Source organism: Streptomyces chisholmiae (genome assembly GCF_031845445.1).
GTDB lineage: Bacteria > Actinomycetota > Actinomycetes > Streptomycetales > Streptomycetaceae > Streptomyces > Streptomyces chisholmiae.
This window is the reverse complement of the sequence record NZ_JAVREO010000008.1, coordinates 186,952-206,911: the sequence shown is the minus strand read 5'-3', so window position 1 is coordinate 206,911 and position 19,960 is coordinate 186,952. Positions and strand designations below refer to the sequence as shown.

At 72.7% G+C, this 19,960-nt stretch carries 15 protein-coding genes and 1 pseudogene; 7 read left to right on the top strand and 9 right to left on the bottom strand.

Annotated elements, in window-relative coordinates; genetic code table 11:
* Entirely contained in the window at positions 1 to 2,814 is a 2,814-nt protein-coding gene (locus tag RM844_RS15500; RefSeq protein WP_311667775.1) for an AfsR/SARP family transcriptional regulator, read from the bottom strand.
* 249 nt (positions 2,815 to 3,063) lie between these two features.
* Here RM844_RS15500 and RM844_RS15495 point away from each other — a divergent pair, with 249 nt between their 5' ends.
* Positions 3,064 to 3,795, top strand: a complete 732-nt coding sequence (locus RM844_RS15495; protein ID WP_311667774.1) for an AfsR/SARP family transcriptional regulator — start codon at positions 3,064 to 3,066, stop codon at positions 3,793 to 3,795.
* 351 nt (positions 3,796 to 4,146) lie between these two features.
* On the opposite strand, the gene RM844_RS15490 is transcribed toward RM844_RS15495, so the two are convergent.
* Positions 4,147 to 5,097: a Rieske (2Fe-2S) protein gene (locus tag RM844_RS15490; protein WP_311667773.1), complete on the bottom strand. Its 951-nt coding sequence runs from the start codon at positions 5,095 to 5,097 to the stop codon at positions 4,147 to 4,149.
* A gap of 150 nt (positions 5,098 to 5,247) precedes the next feature.
* Here RM844_RS15490 and RM844_RS15485 point away from each other — a divergent pair, with 150 nt between their 5' ends.
* A complete protein-coding gene (locus RM844_RS15485; RefSeq protein ID WP_311667772.1) occupies positions 5,248 to 5,811 on the top strand; it encodes a hypothetical protein in 564 nt (187 codons plus the stop codon).
* Between the two features lie 22 nt (positions 5,812 to 5,833).
* Here RM844_RS15485 and RM844_RS15480 read toward each other — a convergent pair whose 3' ends face one another.
* A complete protein-coding gene (locus RM844_RS15480) occupies positions 5,834 to 6,385 on the bottom strand; it encodes an RNA polymerase sigma factor (protein ID WP_311667771.1) in 552 nt (183 codons plus the stop codon).
* 49 nt (positions 6,386 to 6,434) lie between these two features.
* On the opposite strand from RM844_RS15480, the gene RM844_RS15475 reads away from it, so the two are divergent.
* On the top strand, positions 6,435 to 7,838 hold the full coding sequence (locus tag RM844_RS15475) for a serine/threonine-protein kinase (RefSeq protein ID WP_311667770.1): 1,404 nt from the start codon (positions 6,435 to 6,437) through the stop codon (positions 7,836 to 7,838).
* Positions 7,839 to 8,116: 278 nt separating this feature from the next.
* Here RM844_RS15475 and RM844_RS15470 read toward each other — a convergent pair whose 3' ends face one another.
* Positions 8,117 to 9,049: a CPBP family intramembrane glutamic endopeptidase gene (locus RM844_RS15470; RefSeq protein WP_311667769.1), complete on the bottom strand. Its 933-nt coding sequence runs from the start codon at positions 9,047 to 9,049 to the stop codon at positions 8,117 to 8,119.
* 260 nt (positions 9,050 to 9,309) lie between these two features.
* On the opposite strand from RM844_RS15470, the gene RM844_RS15465 reads away from it, so the two are divergent.
* Positions 9,310 to 9,546 carry a hypothetical protein gene (locus tag RM844_RS15465; RefSeq protein WP_311667768.1) on the top strand — a complete coding sequence of 79 codons (237 nt, stop codon included), beginning with the start codon at positions 9,310 to 9,312 and terminating at the stop codon, positions 9,544 to 9,546.
* Between the two features lie 70 nt (positions 9,547 to 9,616).
* On the opposite strand, the gene RM844_RS15460 is transcribed toward RM844_RS15465, so the two are convergent.
* Both RM844_RS15460 and RM844_RS15455 read right to left on the bottom strand, forming a co-directional pair.
* Positions 9,617 to 10,513 carry a sterol desaturase family protein gene (locus RM844_RS15460; protein ID WP_311667767.1) on the bottom strand — a complete coding sequence of 299 codons (897 nt, stop codon included), beginning with the start codon at positions 10,511 to 10,513 and terminating at the stop codon, positions 9,617 to 9,619.
* Positions 10,514 to 10,642: 129 nt separating this feature from the next.
* Positions 10,643 to 11,239, bottom strand: coding sequence for a TetR/AcrR family transcriptional regulator (locus tag RM844_RS15455; protein ID WP_311667766.1), 597 nt, complete (start codon positions 11,237 to 11,239; stop codon positions 10,643 to 10,645).
* A gap of 88 nt (positions 11,240 to 11,327) precedes the next feature.
* On the opposite strand from RM844_RS15455, the gene RM844_RS15450 reads away from it, so the two are divergent.
* Positions 11,328 to 12,260, top strand: a complete 933-nt coding sequence (locus tag RM844_RS15450; RefSeq protein WP_311667765.1) for a zinc-binding dehydrogenase — start codon at positions 11,328 to 11,330, stop codon at positions 12,258 to 12,260.
* A 462-nt stretch (positions 12,261 to 12,722) separates the two neighbouring features.
* Here the strand turns inward: RM844_RS15450 and RM844_RS15445 are convergent, their stop codons facing one another.
* Positions 12,723 to 13,241, bottom strand: a complete 519-nt coding sequence (locus RM844_RS15445; protein ID WP_311667764.1) for an SMI1/KNR4 family protein — start codon at positions 13,239 to 13,241, stop codon at positions 12,723 to 12,725.
* Positions 13,238 to 17,890, bottom strand: a complete 4,653-nt coding sequence (locus RM844_RS15440; RefSeq protein ID WP_311667763.1) for an RHS repeat-associated core domain-containing protein — start codon at positions 17,888 to 17,890, stop codon at positions 13,238 to 13,240. Before RM844_RS15440 ends, RM844_RS15445 begins: the two co-directional genes overlap by 4 nt.
* A 154-nt stretch (positions 17,891 to 18,044) precedes the next feature.
* Between RM844_RS15440 and RM844_RS15435 the strand changes: the two are divergent.
* Both RM844_RS15435 and RM844_RS15430 read left to right on the top strand, forming a co-directional pair.
* Positions 18,045 to 18,508: pseudogene (locus RM844_RS15435) on the top strand (MmyB family transcriptional regulator); the annotation flags it as partial.
* A 284-nt stretch (positions 18,509 to 18,792) separates the two neighbouring features.
* Positions 18,793 to 19,365, top strand: a complete 573-nt coding sequence (locus RM844_RS15430; protein ID WP_311667762.1) for a hypothetical protein — start codon at positions 18,793 to 18,795, stop codon at positions 19,363 to 19,365.
* A 29-nt stretch (positions 19,366 to 19,394) separates the two neighbouring features.
* On the opposite strand, the gene RM844_RS15425 is transcribed toward RM844_RS15430, so the two are convergent.
* Positions 19,395 to 19,697 carry a hypothetical protein gene (locus RM844_RS15425; protein ID WP_311667761.1) on the bottom strand — a complete coding sequence of 101 codons (303 nt, stop codon included), beginning with the start codon at positions 19,695 to 19,697 and terminating at the stop codon, positions 19,395 to 19,397.
* Between the last annotated feature and the right edge of the window lie 263 nt (positions 19,698 to 19,960).

Sequence of the window (19,960 nt, the reverse complement as noted above, 5' to 3'; positions counted from 1 at the left end):
CTACCCGCTGCCCAGGCCCGGGATGCGCAGGTGCAGGTTCTCCCGCTGGTTCAGCTCGTCCACCAGCTGCCGGGCGGCGGCGCTCGCCGCCTGGGCCGCCCGCTCGTCGCCGGCCGCCCGCAGCGCCCTGGCCAGCTCGTGGTGCAGCTCGGCCCGCGACACCGGGTCCACCGGGTGCCGGTCGGCGAGCGCCAGGCCGGTCCGCGCCCAGCGGGCCGCCTCCGCGTGGTCCCCGGCCGCGAGTTCGCAGGCCGCCAGGCTGGCCAGCGGGCCGGACAACTCCGCCGTCGGCTCCGACGCGTCGGCGCACACGCTGATCAGCACCCGCCGGGCGCTCACCAGATCACCCGCCAGGTAGTGCGTGTACCCCATGTTGTTGCCGATCATGATCGTGGCCTCCGTCAGCCCCGCGGCCTCCGCCACCGCCAGCGCGCGCTCCCCGACGCGTATCGCCTCGTCCCGCCGCCTGGCCAGCCCCAGGCAGGCCACCAGGTTGCACGCCGAGACGACCGCCTCGCCGACATCGCCCACCGAGGTCAGCACCTCCCAGGACTCGGACAGCAGGGACATCCCGCCCGCCGCGTCGCCGCTCTGGCCGAGGACCTTACCGAGCTGGCCCAGCGCGAACCCGCGGGCGGCGGCGTCGCCGTCCCGCTCTGCGACGCGCAGCACCAGCGCGGCCAGCCGGCGCAGGTCGCGCACGTTCATCCGCAGCCCGAAGTAGCCCGTCAGGGCCCGGGCCGCCGCGCTGCCGAAGGTGCTCAACGGGCGGCCGGCCAGCTCCGTCCCGGCCCGGTACTCCGGCGCCGCGCACTGTTCCGCCAGCGCCAGGACCTGGGGCACCGCCGCGTCGAGCCAGGCCAGCGCCGCCCCCGTGTCGGTGAAGTCGTCGCCGCCCGGAAACCGGGCGGAGCCCTGCCGCACCCGGGAGCTGGGCCAGCCGGGCGGGCTCGCCAGCGTCCCCGCCTGGTACAGGGTGCCCAGGTACCAGCGGGCCAGCGCCCCCAGCCGGTCCCTGGCGTGCTCCGGCGGCAGCCGGTCGGCCTGCCACCTGGCCGCCGCCCGCAGCAGGTCGTGCAGCACGTAGACCCCGCTGCGCGGGCTGTCCGCGATCCGCGCGTCGGTCAGCCGGGCCAGCGAGTCCTCGGCCTCGGCCGGCGTGCAGCCGGCCAGCGCGGCGGCGGAGGCGGGCTGGTAGGTGTGCAGCGCCGGGACGCCGAGCAGCGGGAAGAGGGCGGCGGCCCGCCGGTCTGCCGGGTCCGCGCTCTCGGCGAGCCGGTCGATGCCGACCATCAGGCCGGCCCGCAGGTCCAGGTCGGCGGTCCGCAGCTGGTCCATCCGGCCGCGCTCGTCGCGCAGCAGCGCGATCCACTCGGCCACGTCCCAGCTCGGCCTGGCCGCCATCCGGGCGGCGACGATCCGCAGCGCCAGCGGCAGATCCCCGCACAGGCCGGCCAGTTCGGCCCAGTGCGCCGGGGTGGCGGGCGCCGTGCGCGGCCCGGCGATGGTCCGGATCAGCCGGACCGAGTCCGCGCGGTCCAGCAGCCCGAGGTGCAGATGGCGCCCGCCGGCGAGGCCGGTCAGCGCCATCCGGCTGGTGACCAGCGCGACGGCGGGCGCCTCGTCGGGCAGCAGCGGGCGCACCTGGGCGGCGTCCCTGGCGTTGTCGAGGAGCACCAGGCAGCGGCGCCCGCGCAGGTGCTCGCGGAACCGGGCGGCGGCCTCGTCGACGTCCTGCGGGACCTCCCGCATCGGCACGCCCAGCTGCGCGAGCAGCAGCTGCGCGGCGGCGGCCACGTCGAGCGGCGCGTCGCCCGGGTCGGCGCCGCGCAGGTCCGCGTAGAGCAGCCCGTCGGGGAAGCGGGCCGCGGACTCGCGGGCGGCCAGCACGGCGAGGGCCGACTTGCCCACCCCGCCCGGCCCGTCCAGCAGGCAGATCCCGGCCGCCGCCCCGGACGAGGCCAGCCACTCGCGGAGCAGCGCCAACTCCTGGCCGCGGGCGACGAAGGTGCCGACGGCGGCCGGCAGCGCGGGGGCGATGGCCCCGGCACGGGCGCCGCCGCCCGGGCGCGGCGCCAGCAGCGCCGGGTCGGCGCGGAGGATCGCCCGTTCCAGCGCCCGCAGCTGGTACCCGGGCTCGATGCCGAGGTCGTCCACCAGCCGGCGGCGCAGCGACCGGTAGGCGTCGAGCGCCTCGGAGGTGCGGCCGGCGCGGTGCAGCGCCAGCATGAGGTGCTGGGTCAACCCCTCCCTGAGGTGGTGCGCCCGGGCCGCGGCGGCCAGTTCGTCCAGGATCTCCGTGTGCCGGCCGAGCGCCAGATGCACGGCGAACCGTTCCTCCTGGGCGTCGAGCCGCAGCTTCGCCAGGCCGGGGGCCTCGGCGGCGACCAGCGGCCCGTCGCCGAGCCCCGCCAGCGGCTCGCCGCGCCACAGCTGGCAGGCGGCCTCGTAGGCGGGCAGCGCCTCCTCGGGCCGCGCCTTGGCGAGGGCCCGCGCGCGGGCCAGCTGGGTCCGGAAGCGGCCGAGGTCGGTCTCCTCGGGGCGGACGTGCAGCAGGTAGCCGCCCGCCGGCGCGGTGCGCAGCCGGTCCGCGGGCAGCAGCCGGCGCAGCCGCATCACGTACGTCCGCAGGGTGGCGCGCGCGGAGGGCGGCGGCAGCGCGCCCCACAGCTGGTGGCAGAGCCCGGCGACGCCGTGCACCTGGCCCGGACGCAGCGCGAACGCGGCCAGCAGCGTGCGCAGCATCGGTGCCCTGAGGTCGACCGGTCGGTCCTCCCGGCGCAGTTCCACCGGGCCGAGCAACCGGATGTCCACGTCAACAGCCTCCGCGCGCAGGGACCCGAACGGGGCCACCGCCGGTCCGTCGGGCTGTCACCCTAACCCCGGCCGTGAAGCGGGCTCAAAGGCTCCGAACCACCAACTCGCCCCCGCGGAAGACCCGTACGCGGAAGGCGTCGGGCGACGGCGCTCCACGCGGGCGCTACGCGGCTGCTACGCGCCCGGGCGCAGAGTGGCCGCGAGCGGCAACCGTTCTTTGGGGTTCTAGGGGAGAGACCAACGCCGATGCGCTTTCAGATACTCGGCCCGCTGCGGATCCGGTGCGACCACCGGTGGCATCCGATCGGCTCGGGCCGGCAACGACACCTGCTGGCCATCCTGCTCGCCCGGCGCAACATCGTGCTGCCCGTGCCCAGGCTCGTCGAGGAACTCTGGCGCACCGAGCCACCCGAGACCGCGCACGCGCTGGTCGACGACTACGCGATGCGGCTGCGGCGCCTCGTCGGCGACGAGCACGGGACGGTGATCGAGCGGCAGCCGTCCGGCTATCGCCTGGTCACGGCGTCGGACGACACCGACGCCGACCTGTTCGTCGCGGCGCTGGGGAGCGGGGTGGCGGCGCTGGAGGACGGCGAGCGGAGCGCCGCGCGCGGGCAGCTGCGGGGCGCCCTCGCGCTCTGGCGGGGGGAGGTGCTGGCCGACGTGCCGGCCACGGGACTCCTGGCGCCGACGCGTGCCTCGCTGACGGAGGCCAGGGAGGTCGCGCGTGACCGGCTCATCGAGACCGAGCTGACCAGGGACGCGGCGGCCGTGGTGCCCGAGCTGCGCTCCCTGGTCGGCGACGACTGCCTGCGCGAGCGCCGCTGGGCGCAGCTGATGCGGGCCCTGTGGCTCACCGGCCGCCAGGACGAGGCGTTGAGCTGCTACCGGCAGTTCAGCGCGGTGCTGCGGGAGCGGCGCGGCACCGAGCCGGGCCCCGAACTGGCCGATCTGCGGCTGCGGATGCTGCGCGCCTGACCGCGGACCGGGACGGCGTCGCCGTCCCGGCCGGGGCAACGGCGGGACGGGCCGCCGGGTCCCCACGTCCCGCGACCGGCGCCGTCCCCCGCCTGCGGACCGGCGCCGTCCCCGCCCGGCGCCCGGCCCAGACCCGGCCGGCGTCGGGTCACCTAGTCCCCGACCGGCGCCAGCTCTCCCTGCCCCCGACCGGCGTCAGGTCACCTAGTCCCCGGCCGGCGTCAGGTCTCCTAGTCCCCGGCCGGCGTCAGGTCACCTAGTCCCCGACCGGCGCCAGCTCTCCCTGCCCCCGACCGGCGTCAGGTCACCTAGTCCCCGGCCGGCGTCAGGTCTCCTAGTCCCCGGCCGGCGTCAGGTCTCCTTGTCCTCGGCCGGCAGTCGGACCTCGACCCGGCCGTCGACGATCCGGGCCTCGAACGCCGGCTGGGGGGCGGTCGCCGGACCGGTGACGTTGAAGCCGTCGGTCAGCCGGAAGGTGCTGCCGTGCCACGGGCAGCGCACGCAGCCGTCGGCGATCTCGCCTTCGGACAGCGGGCCGCCCAGGTGGCTGCACTGGTCGGCGAGGACCCGCAGCGTGTCCTCCGACTCCCGGAACACCAGCACCGGGATGTCCCGCACGGTGGCGGTCGCCGGCCGGCCGACCGGGAAGTCGGCGAGCCGGCCGAGCGGCAGCCAGCCGGGGTCAAGCGCGGCGACCACGTGGTCGGCGTGGTTGGCGCCGGCGGCCTGCCGGTAGGCGAGGTGCCCGCCCAGCGCGCCGCCGAGGCCGACGGTGACCAGCCCGGCGTAGCTCCAGCCGCGGCCCCGCAGCCGGTGGCCGCGCAGCCGGGCGGCCAGCGAGGCCGTGTACATGGCGACCCCGGCGACGTTGGCCGCCGCGTGCAGCAGCCCGACCCGCATCTGGGGTTTGCGCAGCTCGGCCCAGTCGGCCAGGCCGGCGACCGCGGCCGGGGCCGCGGTGCCGAGCCCGACGGCGATCAGCAGGTCGGCGGAGCGGTGACGGCCCGGCAGCAGGTCGATGACCGCCGCCGACATCCAGGTGCCGATCGGGATCTGCACCATGGCGGGGTGCGCCGGGTGCCCGAGCCAGGTGCCGTGCAGGGCGTCACGGACGCCGGCCGGCATGGTGTGCACGGCGTCGCGCAGCGGGGGGATCAGGGGATCGGCGCGGGACGAGCCCTCGACCCGGTCCATGGCGGCCAGTGCCGGGCCCGGGCTCTTCCGCGAGCTGGCCATCAGCCCGCGGAACAGCCCACTGAACGCCTGGGCACCGTTGAGAAGTGAACCTTGGGAAACGGCCATGAGCCGGCGAGTTCCCCACGCCGCCGAACCCAAACAACGCGTTCCGCTCGGCGACCGTCCCCGACCCGCCGCGAACTTTCCCGGCGGTGCCGGCATCGAACAGCGCAGAACGCGCTCCCCGGAGCGGCAACCCACACAAAGGACAGCACCATGGCCGTTCGGAAGATCTCGCTGCTCACCCTGGCCGCCGTGGCCGCCGCGCTGGCGGTCACCGCCTGCGACCCCGACAGCGGCGCGGCCGGCTCCGGCGGCGACACGTCCGCGACGCCGCCCGCCGAGTCCGGCACGAGCTGCACCGACCAGTTCGACTACGCCGACGACCCCCGGTCCAACGCCGAGATCAACAGCATCGGCGAAGAGACCGGCAGCTGCCCCGACCCGCACGGCGAGGAGGCCGCGGTCGAGGTGGCACCGCCCGCCGAGGAGGAGGCCGCGGCCGACGAGGACAGCCCCGCCGAGTCCGGCACGAGCTGCACCGACCAGTTCGACTACGCCGACGACCCGCGCTCCAACGCCGAGATCAACAGCATCGGCGAAGAGACCGGCAGCTGCCCCGACCCGCAGGGCGAGGAGGCCGCCCCCGAGCAGGGCACCCCGGCCGAGCCCGGCGTCGAGTGCACGGACCAGATCAACTACGCCGGCGACCCGCGGCCCAACGCCGAGATCAACTCCATCGGCGTGGAGACCGGCTACTGCCCGCCGGTCCAGCGGTAACGACCACCGGGCCGCCGGGGGCTCAGGCCGTGCTGGCGAGCCAGGGCCTGATCTCCCGGCGGGCGTGGTGCAGGCGGGACTTCAGGGTGCCGAGCGGAATGTCCAGCCGCTCGGCGATCTCCGCGTACTCCAGCTGGCAGATGTCCCGGTAGACCAGCGGCGCGACCAGGTGCGGGTGGGTCTGTTGCAGCTGCTCCAGGCCCTCCAGCAGGTCGATGCGGGAGCCGGCGATGACGCTGGTGGTACGCGGGTCGACGGGGTGCAGGTCGGGGATGGTGCCGGGCTGTTCCGTCGCCCGGCGCTTCAGCTCGCGGTACTTCGCCCGGGAGCAGTTGGCCACCACCATGTAGAGCCAGGTGCTGAACCGGCTGCGCCCCTCGAAGGTGGTGATCTTCCTCGCCACCCGCAGCAGCACGTCCTGGGCGGCCTCCTCGGCGTCCTCCCGGCAGGGCAGGAACCGGCCGCAGCGGCGCAGCACTTCGGGGCCTATGCGCTCCAACAGAGCGTCCAGCGCGGCCACTTCGCCCTGAGCGGCGCGCCGCGCCAACTCCTCGGTGTCCGCCGTGTGCCGCATGGGATGGTCCCTTCTGGCTCTGCGCCTCTGGAACGGCATGATAGTCACCATGTACTCCACAGAGCGGGTCGGACGTTACCGTCTGGACCGGCGCCTGGGTGCGGGTGGCTTCGCCGTCGTCTGGCTCGGCTACGACGAGGTGCTGGAGACCCCGGTCGCGGTGAAGGTGCTGGCCGAGAACTGGGCCCACCGGATGGACATGCGGGAACGGTTCCTGTCCGAGGCGCGGTTGCTGCGCCGGGCCGACTCGAACCGGGTCGTGCAGGTCTTCGACATCGGTGAACTACCGGACGAGAGACCGTACTTCGTGATGGAGTACGCCGACCGCGGCACCCTCCAGGACCGGCTCGACAGTGGCGACCTGCCGCTGTCGGAGGCGCTGCGGCTGACCGTCCTGGTGGCCAGGGCGGCGGCCGTCCTGCACGCGGCCGGCATCGTGCACCGCGACATCAAGCCGTCCAACGTGCTGTTCCGCTCCTCGCCCGGCGCCGACGACGGCGAGCCGGACCGGGTGCTGCTGGCCGACCTGGGCCTGGCCAAGAGCCTGGCGCACGCCTCGGGGCTGACCATGGCCGCCGGGTCCGCCGGCTACCAGCCGCCCGAGCAGGCCGATCCGACCGACGGCATCGACGCGCGGGCCGACGTGTACGCCCTGGGCGCCCTCGGCTACCACCTGGTCACCGGCACGGTCCCCGGCTCGCCCGGCGAGGTGGTGCCGCCCGACGAGCTGCGGCCCGACCTGCCGGCCGGCGTGCGGCACGCCCTGCTGCGAGCCATGGAGCCCGATCGGGAGGAACGCTGGTCCAGCGCGACCGAGTTCGCCGACGAGCTGGACCGGCTGGCGGCGATGCCCGGCGGCCGGCCGGCGGCCGGGCGCCGCCGCTGGCGGCCGTCGGGCCGCGCCCTCGCCGGCACGGCCGCCGTGGCGGCGACGGCGCTGGCCGGCGGCGTCGCCGGCTGGCTGCTCTGGCAGTCGGGCGGCGACCAGGGACCGGTGCGGGTGTCGGACGCCGCGGACCGGATCTCCGCCGAGGTGCCGGCGACGTGGGCCGAGCAGGTGCGGGACGCCGGCTGGAACCCGGCGGTGTTGGGGTTCGCCGACGGCGAGGCGCCGGCGCTCGCGGTCGCCGACGACCTCGCCGCGTGGCAGGACCTCACCTCCCCCGCCAACGGCGTCTTCGTCGGGCTGGTCGACGGCGTGGACGTCACGACCGAGCCGCCCGACCCCACGCGGGGCGACTGCCAACTCTCCGTGAACGAGGACTACCTGGGCGGGAACTGGCAGGGCGTGGTGCGCGGCTGGCACTGCCCGGGCGACGCCGGCACCTTCACGGAGGCGGCGCTCAGCCCTGCCGACGGCGACGAACAGCCCCTGCTCTACGTGCAGATCCGGCAGAGCGAGGGGGACGACGCGACCGACCGGGTGCTCGACTCCCTCCGGGTCGGAGGCTGACACCCCGCCGGGGGCGGGGGTTGCTGCGCGACCACGACCGACCACGACCGACCGCGACCGGCCGGGCCGGAAGCTGAGGCCCGACCTGACCGGCCGGGCCGGCGGCCGGGTGCTCCCCGAAGTGCCGCCGGCCCCCGGTCCGTTGACCATCGCGCGCGTTGCCCCCGCGAGGGCGGATCGCCGCCCGCTGGCTCCCGCCGTCCCGCACGGCCAACCCGCCGGTCGGCGGCCGCCGGACTCCCCGCCCCGGCCATCTCGGCCGGCCATCTCGGCTGGGCTCAGTCGACGAGCCGCGGCGCGCGCGGCGGCGCCGGCGGCGTCCCGGCCACCGGCGCCGCGTCGCCCGTGGCCGGCTCGCGGCGCGGCAGGGCGAACGTCAGCAGCAGCGCGGCGAGGATGGCCAGGATGCCGGTGACCATGGCCAGCGTGGTGGCCGTCGTGACGTCCAGCAGCACCATGGTGGCGTTGGCGGCGAAGTGCACGGCCACCGAGGCGACCACGCCGCCCCGCTCGTAGGCGCAGACCGCGAGCATCGCCATCGGGATGTTGGAGGCGATGAAGAGCACGCCGCTGCCGCTGAACAGGCCCAGGTCGTGCTGCACGGTCTCCTCGATGAAGAACAGCGGCATGTGCCAGACCGCCCAGGTGACGCCCAGCACCAGCGCGACCCGCACCAGGCTCAGCGACGCCCGCATCCGCGGCTGGGCGGTGCCCCGCCAGCCCGCCTCCTCGGACAGCGGGCCCGAGACCAGCAGGCCGACCAGGAACGCGGCCGGCCCGCCGAAGTCGTCCATGATGTCCCGGCTGTTCTCCCAGCTCAACGCCGGGTCACCGGCGGCGTGTCCGAGCAGGGCGGCGGCCAGCACACTCGCCGAGGTCAGCACCAGCAGGGCCGGCGCCCACAGCAGGTGCTGCCGGCGGAACCGGACGGCGAACGCCGGCACCGGCTCGCCGCGCCGCCGCCGACGGGCCCGGACCACCACCGCGCCGACCAACGGCCCGAACGCCCCGAGCATGAAGGGCGCGGCCACCGGACCTTCCTTCGACGAGCCGCCGATGGCGATCGCCGTGAACCAGCACGCCCAGCTCAGGGCGAAGGTGACGGCCATGAACAGGATCAGGTCGCCGCGGTAGCGGTCGCCGGGCGCGGCCGGGACCTGGGGCGGGGCCGGGGCCGCGTCGGGGGCCGCGTTCGGGAGTGAGGATGACATGCCGGGAACTTCCTTCTTCGCTGGTCCGGTTCTGTGTCGCCCCCTCTCCGATGCGCCGGGGGTGGCCCGAGTTCACGAGAACGACGAGGAATCGCGACTTCCTCGGTCGCCCCCCGGCCCGCCCCGCCGACCCGCCACGCGCCCGGGTCACGGCTCGATAACGAGCGCGAGGGATGCCGAACAGACCGTTCCGGTACGCGATCTGACCCGACGTGACGGAAGCGGTGCGACGCTCGCACCCTCGACGACAGGACTTGCGTATGCGCGGGAAGTTCACGAACGCGGCGGTCGCGCTTGCCGGCGCGTCGCCGTTCGGCGGCCTCGGCGCTACGGCGGCGACCAACGGCTGGGTCACGTACGCCACCTACCCAATGGGCACCCTGACGCTGTGCGTCCGGTACGGCGAGGCGGTCACCGGACCCGACAAGGACTGGGGCTCCTACGCCTGCTGGCGGGACGCGAACCAGGTCTGGCACGTCGACCTGTTGAAGAGGTAACCCGCAACCGGCCGGGCCGCACCCCCGTCGGCCCGGCCTCCGGGCGCGCCCTCCCGGGGCGCGCCGCCCGTCACCCGGTGGGCTCCGCCGCGGCCGGCCCGGACTCGCGGGGCCCCGCGGCGGCCTCGGTCCCCGCCCGGCCCGGCTGCCAGCCCGGGCCGCGGAAGACCCGCCCGGCCCGCTCCCGCCAACCGGCCGCGGCCCGCAGGTCGCGGGCGATGGCGGCGTACTCGTGGGTGGCGACCCGCAGCGGGTGGTACGTCTCGATGTTCTTCGTGAGGCCGAAGACCGGCTTCTCGGTCTCGCCGGCCCAGGAGCCGAACATCCGGTCCCAGACGATCAGGATGCCGCCGAAGTTCCGGTCCAGGTAGCCGCCCTGCGAGGCGTGGTGCACCCGGTGGTGCGAGGGCGTGTTGCACAGGAACTCGACCGGCCGCGGCAGTCGGTCGATCCGCTCGGTGTGGATCCAGAACTGGTACACGAGGTTGATCGAGGAACAGAACGCGACGGCCGCCGGATGCACCCCGAGCAGGATCATCGGCAGGTAGAACGGCCAGGACGTCACACTGGTCCACGGCTGCCGCAACGCGGTGGTGAGGTTGAACTTCCGGCTGCTGTGGTGCACCACGTGGCAGGCCCACAGGATGCGGACGACGTGGTGCCCCCGGTGCGACCAGTAGTAGCAGAAGTCCTGCGCGAGCAGCATCAACGGGAACGACCACCACTCCAACGGCACCCGGAGCGGCGTCAGTTCGTAGAGCGCGCCATAGACCGCGACGATCGGGATCTTCCACAGGAAGTCGAAGAAGAGACTGCCGGCGCCCATGCTGAGACTGGTCGCCGCGTCCTTCGCCTCGTAACCCGCCTTCTCCTCGTCCGGGTGGAACCGGTAACTGACCATCTCCACGACGGTGAGCAGTACGAACGCGGGTATCGACCAGAGGACCACATCGGGCAGGTTCGACATGCGACGACCGTAGGGCCCGACCGGAGCGCCGACCAGACGCTGTTACCCACAAGTGAGACTGCCCGGACCCCGGGAAACTTTGACCACTTCCCACAACCCCGCCCGGGTCTCCCCGGCGGCCGGCCGCGCTCAGGCCTCCAGTCTGAGGGCCGTGTCCATGGCGGCGCAGGTGTGGCGGAGGAGGGTGGGGAGTTCGCCCGGTGGGCAGTCGGGGAGCCACTCGTCGAGCGCGCGGCGCCAGGCGGCGACGAAGAACTCGATGAGCAGCCGCAGTTCACGTTCGTCCGGCCGGTCGAGTCGGCGCACGATCTCGGCCTGGACCTCGGCGCAGTGCCGCAGCGTGTGCCCGTCGAGCGCGGGCGAGTCGGCGACCAGCCGGAGGGTGCGGGGGAAGCGCCGGTACCAGTCCGCGTCCATCCGCTCCAGGGTGGTCAGCATGGCGTCGAGGAAGACGTCGGCCAGCGGCCCGGCCTTCGTGGTGCCGTCCAGGACCTCCAGGTAGACGTCCCAGAGCTGCTTGACGGCGGCGAGCGCCACGTCCTCCTTGGACTGGAAGTTGCGGAAGAAGGTCCGCCGGGACACCTCCACCTGCTCCAACAGGGCGTCCAGCGGGGTGTTGTCGAAGCCGCGTTCGCCGAAGAGCGTGACGGCGGTGTCGATCAACGCCTGGCGGGTGCGCAGCTTCTTGCGTTCGCGCAGGGTGGCGGGCTGTTCGGCGGCGGTCATCGCGGGCAGCCTACCAACCACGCCGAGATCACGCATATGCTCTACTGAGGCAAACGCTCCACTGTGGCACTTTGCGGAAGGGCTCCTCGTGCGCGCACTCGTCGTCGACCACACCTCGCCCGGACACCTGTCCCTGACCGACGTCCCCGACCCCCAACCAGCCGCCCACGAGGCGTTGGTGCGGGTCGAGGCGATCTCGCTGAACTCCGGCGAGGTCAGCCGGGCCACCGATCCGGCGACGCCGAACGGCGCCCGGCTCGGCTGGGACGCGGCCGGCGTGGTCGTCCGGGCCGCCGCCGACGGCTCAGGACCGGCCGAGGGGGACCGGGTCGTCACCCTCGGGGAGACCGGCTGGGCCGAGCTGCGGGCCGTGCCCGCCACCCTGCTCGGCACCGCGCCCCGGGACGCCGACCCGGGCGCGCTGAGCACCATCCCGGTGGCCGGGCTGAGCGCGCTGCACGTGCTGCGCCGGACCGGGCAGCTACTCGGACGCCGGGTGATGGTCACCGGCGCCTCCGGCGGCGTCGGCCGCTACGCCGTCCAACTGGCCGCCCGCGCGGGCGCGCACGTGGTCGCCATCAGCCGCGATCCCGACCGGGCCGGCGAGTTGCGCGCCCTGGGCGCCAGCGAGGTGCGCCCCGAGCCGGCCGCCGTGACCGAGCCCGTGGCGGCCGTCCTCGACAACGTCGGCGGACCGCACCTGGTCGCCGCCTTCGCCGCCCTGTCGGCCGGCGGCACCCTCGTCAGCGTGGGCCGCTCCGCCGGGGCCGACGCGGTGCTGACCCCGGACGCCCTGCTGGGCGACGCGGGACGCCACGACCGGTCGATCCGCACCTTCTTCCTCTTCGGCGACCCGGCGACCGACTTCGCCGCCGACCTGACCTGGCTGGCCGCCGAGGTCACGGCGGGCCGCCTCGACCCCGGCATCAGCTGGCGCGGCCCCTGGACCCGCCACCCCGAGGCCGTCGAGGCCCTCCTCACCCACCGCCTCCACGGCAAGGCCGTCCTCGTCCTGGACTGACGGCGGCCCGCCGGGCGGCGGGGGCGAGGGGGAACGGTCGCCCACGTCATGGCTCCGCGCCGGCCGGGAAGCGGAACGTGGCTCCGGGGCCAGCGGCTCCCCGACTTCGGCCGGGCCCTCTCCGGGGGGACCAGCTGCCAAACCGACAGCACTCGGAAACGCATCGCCGGGCGCCCCATAAGCTCGTCACACAAGCACCTCGCCAAGAAGCGAGGTCGCCAGAGGTGAAGGCGGGGAGCGGGAGTGGACAGTGATGAGCGGGCACGGCTCTTCCGGGAATGGTCGGCCACAGGACGCAGGGTCGCCCGCGGCGAAGAGACGCCGGAGCAAGCTACCTGCCCTTCCTGCGGCGCCATCGGCACTCTCACAGTCAAGCCGGATCGCTCCAGCAGCTATGCGGAGGTTTCCTGTACCGCCTGCGAGGCCGGTGCCTTCGTCATGGGGCCCGGCTGAGCCGCGAGGTCATTCGGGGGGCAGGACGAAGACCGGCCTCTCCGTCGGGAAGCCGTTGGGGAAGATCGCCATCTTGTGGGCGCCGGAAAGGGTCGCCACCAGGAACGCCACGATCCCACCGTCGAAGCGCGGCCATCTCGTGTTCCGCGCCCCGTTTCCCGTGAGCGTCCAGGCATCTGGATCATCCTCGGGCCGAGTGACCCAGTAGATGGTGTCTCCGTTGTCCGTCTTGGCGACCGGGAGCAGCTCCTCGGTGGCGAAGGGGATGTCCTCCTTCTCCCTCAACTGGTCGAGGATCTCCGCAGCCCGGTCCGCGGAGGAGACCAGGCGGATCGGCGGGGCGGGCGAGGTCGGCTGGAGGACATGCAGGAAGTTGTCGAAGGACCCTGGTCCGTAGCGCTCGACCAGCCACTTGTAGTCACTGGGCAACCGACTGCCCAATTCCTCCTCCAGCGCCTGCCAGTCGACCCGCACGCCGACGCCTTCCGGTGGCGGCACCAGCCGCAGCAGTTCTTCCCTGACGCTCACAGTTGCTCCGTCTCTCCGAAGCCGAACATGCCGGCCGGATTCTCCAGATAGCGGTCCAGTCGGAATCCACCATCCCCGACCGCGTGGAAACTCAGTCCTGCGGGGGCGATGTCGCCTGGCCCCGGATAGTGTGCGCGCACCTCATAGCGGACCGTCTGCCCGGCGTCGACCGCGTCATAGACGAGGGCCTCGATCTGGTCACGCATGATCGGCGTGTTCGTCGGATCCTGGGTCAGTGTCACCAGATTCTCCTCCAGATCGCCGTTTCCACCGAGCCGGTCGGCCAGGAGATGACCGCGCCCCTCGTTGTACCGGACGCCCTGTCCGTTCCAGCCCGATGGGTGGATGGCGGAATTGGCGCCGGAGCCCTGATTCAGCATGCTGCGCGTGAGCACCGCGTCCACTCCCGTCGCACGTCCGTAGTCATCGAGGGGGAGGTAGTGGACGTTGCCGCCGTGCTCGAAGACGCCGTGGCAGGGGCCGAGTCCCAAGGGGTCAACCCAGACCAGGGGATTGGAGACATAGGCAACGGGGTTGGGGGCCGGGCCGAGGCCGAGAGGGTCGCGGGACAGGTAGCGGGCGGTCTCTGGGTCGTAGTAGCGGTAGTGGTTGTGATGCAGCCCGGATTCCTGGTCGTGGTACTGGCCAGGGAATCGAAGCGGAGTGTGCGCCGCACTGTCCCTGTTCCAGGAGGTGACGCCCCACAGCGTGGCGCGCCCCCGCCATGCCACGTCCCCGGACTCGTCGACGAGTTCGGTAGGGGTGCCGACGAGGTCGGTGGCGATAGCGAAGAAGCGGTCGTCGATCTCCTCCTGAGTAGCCGCATCGACCAGGCGTTCGGTCTGGGCCACCGGACGCAGACCCTGGTGATCCCAGGTGATGACGACGTCAGGCGCGTCGGGAGCGGAAGTGTGCTGCTCGGTGAGTATGGAACCGTCCCACGTGAAAAGCGTCCGGTGCACGATGCTGTCGCCATCCGCGGCCATGCGGAGCTTGGCCGTTCGGCGTCCGAGTGGGTCGTAGGTGTAACGCCAGAGTGTTCCGTCGGGTGTGGTGACGGAGGTAAGGCGATCCTCTGCGTCCCAGGTGTAGCGCCAGACGTCCGGCTTGCGGGAGAGGCGGGTTCTACGTCGCAGAACGACGCGACCGGCGGCGTCGTACTCGTAGTGGACGCCTCCGGCCCGCACCAACCTCGTGCCGACATACTGGCGTTCCCCTTGAGCGGTGCCCTCCGTCCGGCGGCTTGGCCAACTGGCCGCTGTCTGGTTACCGGCCTCGTCGTAGGCGTATGACTCGTGCCAGTCCCGTGCGCTGATTTCGACGACACGACCGACGGGATCGAGTGCGAGGTCCAGGTGACCCCGCCCCTGGTCGTCGATGCCTATCGGCGCCCCGTCTGGACGGTAGGTGTAGGAACGCTCCGCCACCCGCCCCCGCGGCCCGTCTGCCACCTGCTGGACCAGCCGGCCGGAGGTCGGTTCCCACTCCTGCACGAGGGTGACGGAGTCGCCGAAGAGCCGGGATATCTCGTGCCCGGCCGCATCGTGGCCGAACTCCACGGTGTGCCCAGAGGCGCCGAGAACAGTCAAACGCCCGGCCGCGTCATACGCGTGGCGCGTAGTGGAGCCACCGGGCGTGACACGCTCGGTTCGCCGGCCCGCCGTGTCATAACGGTAGGACAGCGTACGCCCGTTGACCGTCTCAGCGACAACTCTGCCAACTTCGTCCCGGGTCCAGAGGACCTCGGAGTCGGGCGACGCCGCTCGCACCATCATGCCGGCAGCGTCATAGTCGTAGGTGGTGAGCACACCGGCGGCGTCCTTGCGTAGGACACGTCCCACCTCGTCGTGCTCGAAGGCGATGTCCTGACCAAGGGAGGTGGTGCGCCCCACCAAGCGGCCGGCAGGGTCACGGCGGTAGGCGACGAGTCGGCCGTCGAAGTCCGTCTCCGAGGCCAGACGACCGTCAAGGTCGTAGGCGTACTCCCAGGTCAGCCCCTGCGGGTTGAACACCTTCGTGAGTTGCAGGGTCACGGGGTCATGCTCGAACGTGTACCGCGCCCCGTCCGGTTCGACGCGGGCACTGAGCAGGTCGAACCGACCGTATTCGTACCGGGTCACGCCACCGGCAGCGTCGACGTGGCTCAGACAGTTGCCCTCGGCGTCGTAACACCACGTCTCTTCCGCACCGTTCGGCCGCTGGAGTCGGGCGACCCTGCTCTCGACGGTCCACCACATCCTGGTCACCGCGCCAAGCGGGTCGATCACCTCATTGACCCTGCCAAAGGCGTCGTATCGGCGAACAACGCAACTCCCGAGCGGATCGGTGATGCGGACGGGAAGCCCTGCCGGGTTGTGCTCGATGGTGGTGCGGTGGCCCTGCACGTCCTGGACCGCTAACAAGCGGCCCGCGTCGTCGTACTCGTAACGCGTGATGGCTCCCGCGGCGTCGATCACAGCCGTCCGGTTGCCTCGATCGTCGTACTCCCGTCGCCACAAACCGCCATCATGCCGACGGATCTCGGTGGGCTGGCCGAACTCGTTGTAGGCGTAGCGCGTGGTCCGACCGTCCGGATAGTGCACGGCGACGGGCCGGCCCTGAGCATTGTTCTCGAAACGCGTCAGGTTGCCCAACGGATCGACGTGGCGGACCAGCTGGTGGTTGGCGTCGTACTCGGTGTGCGTCGTGCCACCCCCGGGGCTGATCTCCGCCACGATCTGGAAGGCATCGTTGACGACGTAGCGGGTCTGCGCACCACGTCCGTCGGTCAGCGTGGTGACCGAATGACCTGGCCAATCCTCCAGTGTTTCGCGGTAGTCGAAGGTCAGGGCAAAATCGCCCGCGTCGCCCCCCTCCGCCACGCAGCGCCCACGCTCGTCGTAGGTGTAGCCGTAGCGCAGACCGTTGGTGTCGGTCCACGAGGTCACCCGTTGGTGCTCGTCGTAGGTGAAACGAAGCGGCGACGCACCGGGGTTGGCGACCTCCGTCAGGTTGCCGACCTCGTCGTAGCCATACCGCTTGATCGTGACGTCAGTGCCATCCTCACCGGCTCCCACCAGCCGCAGCTCGGTAATCCGCCCGGCGTCGGTACTGAGGACGAGGTGGTAGCCACCCGAGTGCCGAATCGCCGTGGGCGCACCATCCAGGCCGTAGTCGAACGCGAGGGTGTTGTGATGGCGATCCGTCATCCGAACGATCCGACCAACCCCCCGGCCGTCCGGGGCGGCGAAGTGGCGAGTGACTCCGCTGGTCGCCTGGGTCAGGCGGTACGCCCCTTCCGCGTCTCGCGCCAACTCCCACCTCGGCCCCTGGTACGGCAGCACGGCCCGACCCGGCTCCTCGGCAGGGGGATAGGTGAGAACCATGCCGTCATCGGAGAGGAACACCACCCCCTCGTCATCCACTTCCAACCGCTGATCGCAGGTCGACGACCAGGAGGGTCCGAACCACCGACCCGCCCGGTACCCCGCCTCGACTCGACGAGTGAACCGCAGCGGAAGCACGCCCGGCAGCGTCACGTCGGTCTGCGGCAGGAACATCTTCCCCGTCGCCAGGTCCACCGGATCCGTCCCACCACTGCGGATCAGACTGCGCACGCGCGTGTAGGCCGACTGAAAGCCGTCGACGAGCATGTCCCGCCCACGCACCGCCGCGTCGCGCATGTTGCGGGCGGTGCCACGCAGCCCGGCACGAGCAAGGCCCCGTACCCCGGCGGCCAGGCCGGCAGCCGTCGTGATCCCCTTCATCCCCGGGATGCAGTCGAGGGCGGCGAAGGCGACGTCGAGGAGGCCGGCTTCGCCCCGTGCGTACTTGATCAACGTGTCGGCGAGGACGATGACGGCCGCGGCGAGGACGACCCAGGCCAGCGGGCCACCGATGATCATCACCACCACGCCGAGCACCGCGACGACCAGCTTGCACGCCTCCACCAGGGTGTCCCAGTTGTCGGTGACCCAGTCGATGGCCTTCTCCCACCAGCGGCGGTTCTGGATCCCGGCGTCGGACGCTTCCTCGATGCCCTGGGAGCACTGGCGTGCGGCTTCTTCGCGCATCTCCTGGGCGTCCTGCGCGAGTTGGCGGGCGGCGGAGAGGCGTTCCTCGGCGTCGTTGACCCGGGCCTGGGCGGCGCCGGCGGCGGCCTCGGCGGCCTGCTGGTCGCGGGTGGCGGCGCGGACGTCGGCCTCGTCCGGCGGCTCGACGTTCTCCCGTTCGCCTTCGCGTTGGAGGCGTTCGGCCTCGTCGCCGGCCCGGCCGACCCAGTCGGTGGCGTCGCCGAGCGCGGACTGGGCACTCGCCAGATCGGCCTGCGCCGTGATCGCCCGGTCCAGGGCCCGGTCGGCCATGCCCTGCGCGTTCTGGAGTTTGGGCCAGTAGGCGTTCAGCGCCTGAGAGCAGAGGCTGTAGGACTCCTCCAGCTTGGTGAGGTTGTCGGGGACGCCGTCGAACTCCCGGCGGAACGCGTCCGCCGACAACCCCGCCCAGTCCAACATGGCCCGCTCGCCCGCCATGCCCCGGATCTTGCCGAGCGCCTCACCGACATCGTCGGCGAACTCCTGCAACTCCTCCGCCAACGCCCGGACCTCGTCCGGATCCCCCGGTGTCGGGTCCCGGTCCATATCCACCGGTGACCAGTCAGACGGCCGCGACATGGCGTCTCCCCCCAGAGCACGACACTGAGCACTGACGTTACATTAGGTACTCATATCTGATCAACGCGTGATCTGGGTCGGCCCGTTACCCGGCGGCGCGAGGCGGCCTGTCTCCTGGGTGACCACACCACTGACGGTGCTTCTTGTGCTGCCCGAGATCGTCACCGAACTCGGCAAAACGCGGCGGCAGACCCCGCTCGGCGTCGCGCTCACCGGCGACGCCACCGGGTATACCGGCCCGGCCCGAAGCAGCGGCTACCGGTGGTTCACCGACCCGGCCGTCCGCGAGCTGTACCCGCCCGACGACCACCCGTTCCAAGCCGGATGTACGCCTCCGGCCTGCGGCAGATCCTCACCCTGCGCGGCCCCAACTCCCGGGCGGTGCGCCTCGCCAGGCTGCTGCTGGCGCGCGGCGAGGAGTTCCGGACCGTGTGGAACGAACACGAGGTCGGCGTCCGCCCGCAGGACGTGAAGCGTTTCGTCCACCCCGAGTTGGGCCCGCTGGAGCTGAACTGCCAGCGGCTGCTCGACCCGGCCGAGTCGCACGCGCTGCTGCTCTTCACCGCGGTTCCCGGCAGCGAGAGCTACGAGAAGCTGCAACTGCTGTCCGTCACGGGGCACAGCCGCTGCGCTGACCCGGCCGACGGGCCGAAGAACGCGATCTCCACGATGTCCACCCGCCGGTCCGCCGACGCCCGTACGACGACCGGACGGTGGACCGCACGCCGGTCACGTCCGCGGCCCGGAACCGTCGGCGCGGCGGACCGCGGCCCCGGACAATGTCCCCCATGAGTTCGCTCGCCCCCACGAACCCTCAGGACCTGCCGCGTTTCCTGTGGATCTGGTACGGCGCCCCGAATGCTCCCGGTGCGATCCTGGGAGCGGCGCCCGGAGTTCCCCGGGTGCTTGTCGCATGGCACGAGATAGCCGCCCGGTGGGACGGGGTCATCGCGTCACACAACTACCCGATCCCCCTCACGGAACTCGCGCCCGAGGACGGGAAGATCCCCTTCTGGGTCGAGAACCAGGGCACGTGGGTCTGGGCGTTCGACCCGGACAGCGCGGACCACACCGTGTACGAGCGGGCACCGTCGGACGAGCCGGAGCCGTGGCAGCGGACCGGCGAGGGGTTGTCGGCCTTCCTGGCCCACGCCACGGTCCTGGAGGCCCTCCTGTGCGCCCCGGAGGCGAAGATCGCGCGGAACGTCGGAGCGGACTGGCTCCGGGAGCAGCAAGGGAGCCGTGCACTCCCCTTCCCCACCTGGAACTGGCCGGCCCCGGAGTCCCGCCTCTTCTGTGGCGAGCGCTGGCTGGCTCTCGTGTACCCAAGCGACGATTCCGAGGCAGGCCACGACATCACCGTGGCCGCGACCACGCCGGAAGCCCTCTCCTGGGTGGAGAACACCCCGGACGTCACGTGGCGCTCGTACTCCGGCAGCCACGACCACACGACGGACGAGCCGCCCCCCTGGTGACCGACACCGCGCCCACCGAACGTGCCCGGCTAGATCATCCGCGCACCGACGGCGCGCAGCACGTCGCCCAGCCACACGAACCCGTACCCGACCACCCGTGACTCGTCATCAAGCATCGCCCGCAACTGCGCCAGGGACTCCGAAACCGAGCCGATGGTCAGCTCAGGCGGCTCACCGTAGATGTCGTGCGCGCCGTTCGGCGGAACCGACCAGTAGGCGTCCTCCTCCACGGTGACCTCACCGGAAGGCGCCCGTGCGGCGGCATGCCGCACCAACACGTCGAGAATCTCCGTCACCTGCCGCAGCGAGACGTCGACACCGGCTTCACTCACGCGCGCCCTCCCCGGATCCGTTGCCCCATGTTCCACCCCGGGCCCCGGGCGCACCGCTGAAGGCGCGGCCCTGGCTCCGTCCCAGACCTGCGCGAGGTAGCCCACGACACTCGCCAGGCGCGCGTCAGAGACCTGGAGCGGGTCATCCCCTGCCACCAATCAGGACCCCGTCCAGGAACTCCTCCACCGACACCCCGAGCACGGCCGTCGGGTGGGCTCGGCGAACATCCGTGGGCTCCTTCGCATCAGAGACCAGTGACAGG

Coding starts and splice junctions, on each gene's coding strand:
- RM844_RS15460 (WP_311667767.1), bottom strand. CDS start 10,513: ATGTCGAACCTGCCCGATGTGGTCCTCTGGTCGATACCCGCGTTCGTA.
- RM844_RS15455 (WP_311667766.1), bottom strand. CDS start 11,239: ATGACCGCCGCCGAACAGCCCGCCACCCTGCGCGAACGCAAGAAGCTG.
- RM844_RS15490 (WP_311667773.1), bottom strand. CDS start 5,097: ATGGCCGTTTCCCAAGGTTCACTTCTCAACGGTGCCCAGGCGTTCAGT.
- RM844_RS15470 (WP_311667769.1), bottom strand. CDS start 9,049: ATGTCATCCTCACTCCCGAACGCGGCCCCCGACGCGGCCCCGGCCCCG.
- RM844_RS15465 (WP_311667768.1), top strand. CDS start 9,310: ATGCGCGGGAAGTTCACGAACGCGGCGGTCGCGCTTGCCGGCGCGTCG.
- RM844_RS15485 (WP_311667772.1), top strand. CDS start 5,248: ATGGCCGTTCGGAAGATCTCGCTGCTCACCCTGGCCGCCGTGGCCGCC.
- RM844_RS15495 (WP_311667774.1), top strand. CDS start 3,064: ATGCGCTTTCAGATACTCGGCCCGCTGCGGATCCGGTGCGACCACCGG.
- RM844_RS15475 (WP_311667770.1), top strand. CDS start 6,435: ATGTACTCCACAGAGCGGGTCGGACGTTACCGTCTGGACCGGCGCCTG.
- RM844_RS15480 (WP_311667771.1), bottom strand. CDS start 6,385: ATGCGGCACACGGCGGACACCGAGGAGTTGGCGCGGCGCGCCGCTCAG.
- RM844_RS15440 (WP_311667763.1), bottom strand. CDS start 17,890: ATGTCGCGGCCGTCTGACTGGTCACCGGTGGATATGGACCGGGACCCG.